The sequence below is a fragment of the Spirochaetota bacterium genome (assembly GCA_026414805.1).
Lineage (GTDB): Bacteria > Spirochaetota > UBA4802 > UBA4802 > UB4802 > UBA4802.
On sequence record JAOAIH010000039.1, the window covers coordinates 24,390 to 31,656 of the forward strand.

Here is a 7,267-nt window from a genome sequence, read left to right on the forward strand (position 1 = left end):
GCCCTCGGGTACCACGCATATATATTGATTAACAACTAAATTTTAATTGACATAATCCTTAAATTATAAATTATCTTCTTCTATCGTTTGGGAGGAATGTAATGATTAAAGATGCAATGTATTATGATTCGTACAAAGAAGATCGCGATTTAATTTTAGAATATAATCAAACTTCTTTAGCTGATGTCAACTTAGTCAACATAATTGGTATTGGTATCGATAACTGCACACGTCAGCAGGCTGTTGTCAAAGTGCTTAGAATGATTGAAGAGGGTGGTGTGCACCATGTTATGGCACTCAATCCCTACAAACTTCATCGCATCACCACAAATAATGATCTCAATCTTATTGCCTCAAAAGCTGATTTACGATTAGCAGTTGGAGCAGGAATCCCATGGGCTGCAAAGTTTTTAGGCAAACCATTAAAAGAGCGCATTCATTTTATGAGCTTTCTCATGGATTTAATACGAATAGCTGAAATAAAAGAAATTACCATTTTTATGGTTGGTGCAAAGCCAGAGATTATTGAACAGGCGTACGCAAACATTAAAAAATCATTTCCAAAGATCCGCATAGTAGGTCGTCATGGTGGATATTTCAACAAGGAAAGAGCTGCAAGTGTCATTGAAGCCATGCGCAAATCCGAAGCACAAATAATACTTATTGGACTTGGTTTTCCAAAGGAAGATAAATGGATACATGAAATAAAAAACCAGTTTAAAAATACAGTATTTATTGGTATTGGTGGAAGCATAGATATCATTTCGGGTCAGAAACGAAAAGCACCTGCATACTTTATGGAAAAAGGGTTGGACTGGTTCTATCGTATTATTACCCGCCCATGGCGGTATACACGTTTGGTGCGACTTCTTCTATTTTATTTACAAGTTGTATGGCAGCGGTTACGACGATAAAAAAACGCAGGTTTCAAATTTAACTTTTAGCATTATTTATACATTATCTATCGCTCGTACTTACCCGGTTTTGCTCTGGTATCACGAGCTTTTTGTAATTCCGACTGAGTTACCTGACATCGGCCTAAAGTAAACCATTCAACAATTTCCTTCTTGCCGCACGTGCGACAATAGAACACTGCTTTTTTATCCTGTGCCCATTCATTGACTTCAACATAGCGAGAACCGCAGTTGCGGCACAAAATTACAGAAACATATTCCATTAAAAGCCTCTTTATTTATTGTATTTTTACAGCAATAACTGATATATCTTCTCGCTGAGCCAGTCCTTGCATAAATTCTTTTACTTTTGCAAGTAAACCCTCAATACATTCAGATGGATCATCATACTGACAACAGGTATCCATAACTTGTTTTAAACCAAAAAGGCGTGCATTGCGATTTTTGCAATTCACAATGCCATCGGTGACAATTATAAACATATCATTTGCCATAAGTTTCACAACAACTTTTTTACCATCTTTTGCATACGAAAAACGCAGGTAGCGAGCAATACCATCCCTCACTAAAATTGGATACGCTTCCCCTGTATTCATAAAGGTCAGCATGTGAGAATCCATATTTATCATGCCATAAAACAAAGAGACAGTTTGTATGTTATGTTCTTTAACTACCTGTAATGTATTAATAAATACCGGACCTACAGCATTTTTATAGATTGTCATCATTCCCTTTAATATTCCGTTAACTAATGAAGCATTGAGAGCACCCGGAACACCTTTATTATGCACATCGCATAAAGCAATACTTAATCCATTTGATGTGTGTTGCAATTCATAAAATTCGCCACCAACTTCACGTGCAGGAAGATAGCGTGCAGCCACTTTGCATGATCCATAATCTTTGGAAATTGCTGGATGAAGTGAATGCTGAATAGAGCGTGCTGATTCCAGTTCATGGCGCATGCGAGCTTCCTCAATAGCATGCTCAAAAAATATTGCATTCTGTACAGCAAGTACCGCCTGATCAGCAAACGCCATGAATAAATGCATATCCTCATCGGTAAATGCGGGTCGGTTAATTGGATTAATAGCCTGTATTACACCTAAAAGCTTGCCTTTATATAACAATGGCACACAAATAATTGAACGTGTTGTAAAGCCTGTTTGTTTATCAAAATTGGGGTCAAACCTGTTATCTGCGTACACATCATTGACAAAAACACCTTTTCGTTCCCTTGCAACCCATCCAGCTATACCCTGCCCCATTTTTACTCTGTACTTTTCCTGCAATTTGTCTCCCGCTTCACCCAATGCTACCTTAAACACTAGTTCATTGGTTTTCTCATCGTAGAGAAATAACGTACTGGCTTCAGTTTCCATTATCTCTTTAATAATTTCCATGATAATTGTGAACAATTTAGCCATATCAAGGGTGGAGTTAATTATACGGTTTATCTCAACAAGCTTGGAGAGATTATGGAGCTGTCGCTCAAGATACTCTAATGTATATTTCTGTTCATTCATACGTATTATTATTCCTTCTTATGTATTTGTCTATATTTTTTGTCGGTTTATATATGTAAATAATATACATTGTTATGCTTTTATATATATAAGGCTGAACAACAGTCAATAAAAATAATGGTAAATGTTTAAAATATTTGTCATTCCTGCTTAAAAAAAGTGCTTGTATTTACAGTATATTGTAACAATGATATAGCAAAATTGGAAAAAGTAGCTTATAAAAAAGGTAAATTGCTATGACCTACCTCATCGATGGCTACAACCTGATATATAAATTTCCTCATTTAGAAGAATTAATGCTTCAGGACAACCTTACCCAAGCACGGAAGGAACTTTTGGACTTATTAAAAATTTTTGCTAAACTCACTGGAAAACGAATTCGTGTAGTGTTTGACGGTCAGAAAAATATTGAAATACCTATTCCCAGTGAAAAAGTTGCCAATATAGATGTGTATTATTCATTGCACTATTCGGCAGATTTTTTAATAAAAGAATTTGTACGAAAAGACATGCAACCACGTAATACAACAGTGGTCACAAGTGATAAAGATATCATTGATTTTGTCAGCCGTTTTAAAACGCGCACAATGAAAAGTGAAGACTTTGCAGATTTTGTAAACCAGACTATTGAAGACCATACAGTAGCACAGATGCCTGAGAAAGATGACAACCCAACTGTAAGCAGAGAAGAAATTGAATACTGGGAAAAACAATTTGTAAAAAGAAAAAACTAAATTAATTTTCTTCTGCTAAAAGGGCTGCGCCCAGTGCTCCTATTATCTGTGCATTATCACTAACCTTAACAGGGCAATCCAGTAGTTTTTCAATTGCTTTTACAACACCAATATTTTTTGCCACACCGCCAGTCATCATCACAGGATTTGTTACTCCCACACGGTTAGCCATGGCTATTATTCGCGAGGCTATAGACTGATGGATACCAGCAATAATATTATCCCGCGTTTCGCCTTTTGCTATCAGTGATATAACTTCGGATTCGGCAAAAACAGTGCACAGGCTGCTGATTTTGGCAGGGTTATCGGCTTTTAGCGATAGCTCCCCAAATTCATCCAGATTTACTTCTAATGCTCGCGCCATTACTTCTAAAAAGCGCCCTGTTCCTGCCGCGCATTTATCGTTCATGGCAAAATCTTTTACCTTCCCATTTTCATCTATTACTATTACCTTGCTATCCTGTCCGCCAATATCAATAATAGAGCGTATTGAATTATCAAGAAAATGAGCTCCCTTTGCATGACAGGTTATTTCGGTCACATTGCTATGTGCAAACGAAACGCTTTTTCTCCCATATCCGGTTGCAACAACCTTACCAATTCTGTCAAAAGATAATCCCAATTCTGATAAGAGCTCCTGTGTTACTTTTTCACCAGCTTTTGCTGCGTTGAAGCCTGTAAAAATAATTTTACTGCCAATAATTTTTTTATTTTCTAGAACAACAGCTTTTGTGGTTATTGAACCAATATCCATACCTAATGTCAGCATAGCAAATACATTCTCCTGATAAATTTTTTCAAGATCTTCATAGAACAAGCGTTCACTCACTTTTTGTCAAGTTTTTTCTTACCAGTCAGGTTGTTTGTAATTATTTTTATCTCTGCCTATAATATCCATTTTATATTCAAGCGGCAGGTAATAAATGATGGCTCTTGGGGATAAATCATCCTTTTTTACAAAACCAATTACAATCATTTCCTGCTGATTATCTTTTTTTACAAATGTCCTGAATATGACAGGCAATGACATATCTGTAAACTGCCATCGCTGCAGCTGTTTATCAGTATATACCATCTGTATTCTGAGCATCACTTCTTCTACAATTTTATCACACACCAACGATTTAAGCTTTGCTTCACTCAATGAGCTATCGCCAAAATTACCGTTTTCAGAAAACATATAATAGTTTTCCAATTCATTTTCATTTACACCAATACATCGGGCAATCTGGCTTTTATCATAACAGTTGTGAATCCCATGCACTGTACACATAAAAGGACCCGTGCGGACTGCTTTCTTGGTGCATGCACTTATAGCAAGAGCCACAATCAAAGGAGCTATCGCCCAAAATAATTTTGTGTTGTACTTATTCAAACGTATCACTGAAACGTACCACCATACCTATTGTTATTTAAAGCTTGTGACTGTAACAACTTACTATTTAAGGTTTTCATTGAAAAATGCCATCATTTCAGGGAGCACAGACTGACAAAAATTCCAGTCATGCATTTTATATTTCTTTTCAACAAATGAAAAATTGTACCCACCTTTTTGCTCCTTCTGCAGTTGTTTAAGCCTTAATGCCAGCATAAACGTCTGCTCCATAGGCACACGGGAATCCTTGTTTCCATGAGCCAAAAAAACTGAAACATCATTGAGGTTTTTGGCATCATCAATGGCATTATCCACTGCAGCCCAGCGCTCTTGATACTCGGTATATTTTCCATACACTGCAGTAAACATACTGTTTTTTGTGTGCGATAGCATATCATAGTAACCTGACAGGCATGCAATTGCTCCAACAGTACTTTTGTAGAGTTGTGCAACACGCAACGCACCACGTGCACCAATAGAAAACCCACAAACCCCCAGACTGCGTTTATCAGTTTTTATGCCAACTGTGTTGCTAAGGTAAGGTATTAAGACAGAACCAATCCAAATGGCAGCCGGCATTTCATTCCACTTGATAGTTGTTTGATCAAAATACTGTGACTCGTACACTGTGCGTGGCATATGTGGACACACAATGACAAAATTATACATGTTGCCATAGTATGCAATATTTGTATTATTGGGCCAGCTGTTCATGGAGCCTTCATACTCATGCAAGGCAATAATTGTGCGGCTGCTTTTTGAATAATCTTTTGGGAAATAAATTTTAACCGGGACCGTTTTTTCAGTATTTATAGCTGCCGGTACATTATACACAACCCAACTTGCTGGTTTTGGTTCCTGAGCAATTATTTGCACGCTTATTGCCATGTAAATGCACATTGTAGCAACTACTAAACTAATTTTTTTCATATTTTTTCCCCTACCACACGTGATACACAAAGAGGCTCTGACCCCATTTTTTTAAAATACAAATGTATAATTCAGAATATTTTTTTTCAAGGCATTTTTAGCATAACAATACAGCTCTAATCCTAATGGTCTAGAAAAGATCTAAGCGTTTTATTATTAAATTGAATCATACTGATGCTTTTTTAAAACACCAGCTTTGACTATTATGATTTTTAATTTGTGGTACTTCATTGATTCTTTTGGTTTATTATTTCAAAAACAACGTTTCATCTGTTTCTCTTAAGCTTAAATAATCATTATCGGTCACAATTACATGGTCAAGAAGCTGTATACCAACAATTGCCCCAGCCTGCGCCACTCTTTTTGTTATCTCAATATCATTGACTGATGGCTTAAGCACACCAGAAGGATGGTTATGTACAATGATAACCGATGATGCAGCTTCACGTACGGCATCTCGGAAAACCTCGCGCGGATGGACAAGGGCTTCAGAAATTGTTCCAATTGAAATCCGCGATTTTTTTATAAGCCTGTTTTTGGTATCCAGTATCATTACAAAGAATTCCTCCTGCCTGCTACAAGCAATATCGCCGACAATACATTCCCATACCATCCTGGGTGAATCAATTGATTCATCATAATTTCGAGGTGCTATCAAACGTTTGCCAAGTTCCATTGCTGCTTTAAGCCTGATGGCTTTCACAATACCTAACCCATCAACAGTAGCTATCTCCCGTATTCCTGCATGATAGATGCCACTGACACTGCCAAAGTGCTGAATAAGTCCAAATGCGCACTCCATTACATCTTTTCCCTTCACTCCTGTTGCCAGAAGAATGGCAATCAGTTCCGTATCGCTTAAATTTTCCAACGGTTCACCGTTGATACACCGCTGAATCGGCAGTTCACATTTTGTATGCATAGTCAATTCCTTCCTTAAATTAAAAGTTTATTACCCGGTTACTATCGCCTTACTTATAAAAACGCTTATGGACTAAAAAATTTAAAAAAATTTTTTTTATTTTATTAATTTTTTTTCTTACCGATACATACTATAGATTTTTTATGTCACATTTTATTTTACTGTTGACAAAAAAATTATGATACGGAATATACTAAATCATAAGGAGTTTGCAATCAGGGAGGGTTATATGAAAGTCAGTATTGATGCCATTTTACAATCTGCACAACAATTAAAAAGCACTATTAATGTTGACGAGCATAAGTCTGGGAACAAAAATAAAATCACAACCGATAAAATCCATATTGAACACAGGGTCATGGCTCGCCTGGATGAAATTCATACTCAGATTAAAGATATACAGACAAATCTTACCCGCTATCAGGTCATGAGTGATGGTGTTGGTATGCTATTAGACGATATTCGCAAAGGTGGTAGCAATAGTCAGAATATTATTAACTCCATTTTATTCAACAACCGTCCAGTCCTCAAAGAATTTCTAGGCGATAGTTATGATGAAAACTCCATTACGTATAAAAGTGAACAGTTGAAAAATCTTATTGCCGATAGCATTTCCAGTTTGCAAAAGCTTGAAGTTGAATTTGAAAATATTGTTGCTTCGGATCTTGCGCGCAATGTTCACTTGAAAGATAGAATCAATGAAATAAATGCTCTCATTCCTCGCACTATCAAGAACCCACAGCATTTACATCATCTTGATGCTGAAACTGTTAAACGGTTGATTCAATAATTATAGTTAGTTTTGGTGAAAATAAACTAAAATGATAAAACATATGAAGAAACATATTAATTATTAAGGCTGTCTC

9 protein-coding genes are annotated in these 7,267 nt (G+C 36.5%); 3 read left to right on the forward strand and 6 right to left on the reverse strand.

Annotation, left to right across the window (positions count from 1 at the left end):
• Positions 1–101: 101 nt before the first annotated feature.
• Positions 102–914 (forward strand): WecB/TagA/CpsF family glycosyltransferase, encoded by an 813-nt coding sequence (locus tag N3F66_09205; GenBank protein MCX8124327.1) that lies wholly within the window; start codon positions 102–104, stop codon positions 912–914.
• Positions 915–961: 47 nt separating this feature from the next.
• Here N3F66_09205 and N3F66_09210 read toward each other — a convergent pair whose 3' ends face one another.
• The gene (locus N3F66_09210; GenBank protein MCX8124328.1) at positions 962–1,177 is read right to left on the reverse strand and encodes a hypothetical protein; all 216 of its coding nucleotides are present in this window, start codon (positions 1,175–1,177) and stop codon (positions 962–964) included.
• Between the two features lie 15 nt (positions 1,178–1,192).
• Positions 1,193–2,440 (reverse strand): GAF domain-containing protein, encoded by a 1,248-nt coding sequence (locus N3F66_09215; protein MCX8124329.1) that lies wholly within the window; start codon positions 2,438–2,440, stop codon positions 1,193–1,195.
• 236 nt (positions 2,441–2,676) lie between these two features.
• On the opposite strand from N3F66_09215, the gene N3F66_09220 reads away from it, so the two are divergent.
• On the forward strand, positions 2,677–3,174 hold the full coding sequence (locus N3F66_09220) for an NYN domain-containing protein (GenBank protein ID MCX8124330.1): 498 nt from the start codon (positions 2,677–2,679) through the stop codon (positions 3,172–3,174).
• Position 3,175: 1 nt separating this feature from the next.
• On the opposite strand, the gene N3F66_09225 is transcribed toward N3F66_09220, so the two are convergent.
• The 4 genes from N3F66_09225 to radC all read right to left on the reverse strand — a co-directional run bounded on the left by N3F66_09225 (position 3,176) and on the right by radC (position 6,401).
• Positions 3,176–3,943 (reverse strand): acyl-CoA dehydratase activase, encoded by a 768-nt coding sequence (locus N3F66_09225; GenBank protein MCX8124331.1) that lies wholly within the window; start codon positions 3,941–3,943, stop codon positions 3,176–3,178.
• Positions 3,944–4,021: 78 nt separating this feature from the next.
• Positions 4,022–4,558: a hypothetical protein gene (locus tag N3F66_09230; protein ID MCX8124332.1), complete on the reverse strand. Its 537-nt coding sequence runs from the start codon at positions 4,556–4,558 to the stop codon at positions 4,022–4,024.
• A gap of 54 nt (positions 4,559–4,612) precedes the next feature.
• A complete protein-coding gene (locus tag N3F66_09235) occupies positions 4,613–5,479 on the reverse strand; it encodes an alpha/beta hydrolase-fold protein (protein MCX8124333.1) in 867 nt (288 codons plus the stop codon).
• Between the two features lie 247 nt (positions 5,480–5,726).
• Positions 5,727–6,401 (reverse strand): DNA repair protein RadC, encoded by a 675-nt coding sequence (gene radC, locus N3F66_09240; GenBank protein ID MCX8124334.1) that lies wholly within the window; start codon positions 6,399–6,401, stop codon positions 5,727–5,729.
• Positions 6,402–6,630: 229 nt separating this feature from the next.
• Between radC and N3F66_09245 the strand changes: the two genes are divergently transcribed.
• Positions 6,631–7,191, forward strand: coding sequence for a hypothetical protein (locus tag N3F66_09245; GenBank protein ID MCX8124335.1), 561 nt, complete (start codon positions 6,631–6,633; stop codon positions 7,189–7,191).
• The last annotated feature ends 76 nt before the right edge of the window (positions 7,192–7,267 follow it).

Coding starts and splice junctions, on each gene's coding strand:
- N3F66_09210 (MCX8124328.1), bottom strand. CDS start 1,177: ATGGAATATGTTTCTGTAATTTTGTGCCGCAACTGCGGTTCTCGCTAT.
- radC (MCX8124334.1), bottom strand. CDS start 6,401: ATGCATACAAAATGTGAACTGCCGATTCAGCGGTGTATCAACGGTGAA.
- N3F66_09245 (MCX8124335.1), top strand. CDS start 6,631: ATGAAAGTCAGTATTGATGCCATTTTACAATCTGCACAACAATTAAAA.
- N3F66_09205 (MCX8124327.1), top strand. CDS start 102: ATGATTAAAGATGCAATGTATTATGATTCGTACAAAGAAGATCGCGAT.
- N3F66_09225 (MCX8124331.1), bottom strand. CDS start 3,943: ATGCTGACATTAGGTATGGATATTGGTTCAATAACCACAAAAGCTGTT.
- N3F66_09215 (MCX8124329.1), bottom strand. CDS start 2,440: ATGAATGAACAGAAATATACATTAGAGTATCTTGAGCGACAGCTCCAT.
- N3F66_09235 (MCX8124333.1), bottom strand. CDS start 5,479: ATGAAAAAAATTAGTTTAGTAGTTGCTACAATGTGCATTTACATGGCA.
- N3F66_09220 (MCX8124330.1), top strand. CDS start 2,677: ATGACCTACCTCATCGATGGCTACAACCTGATATATAAATTTCCTCAT.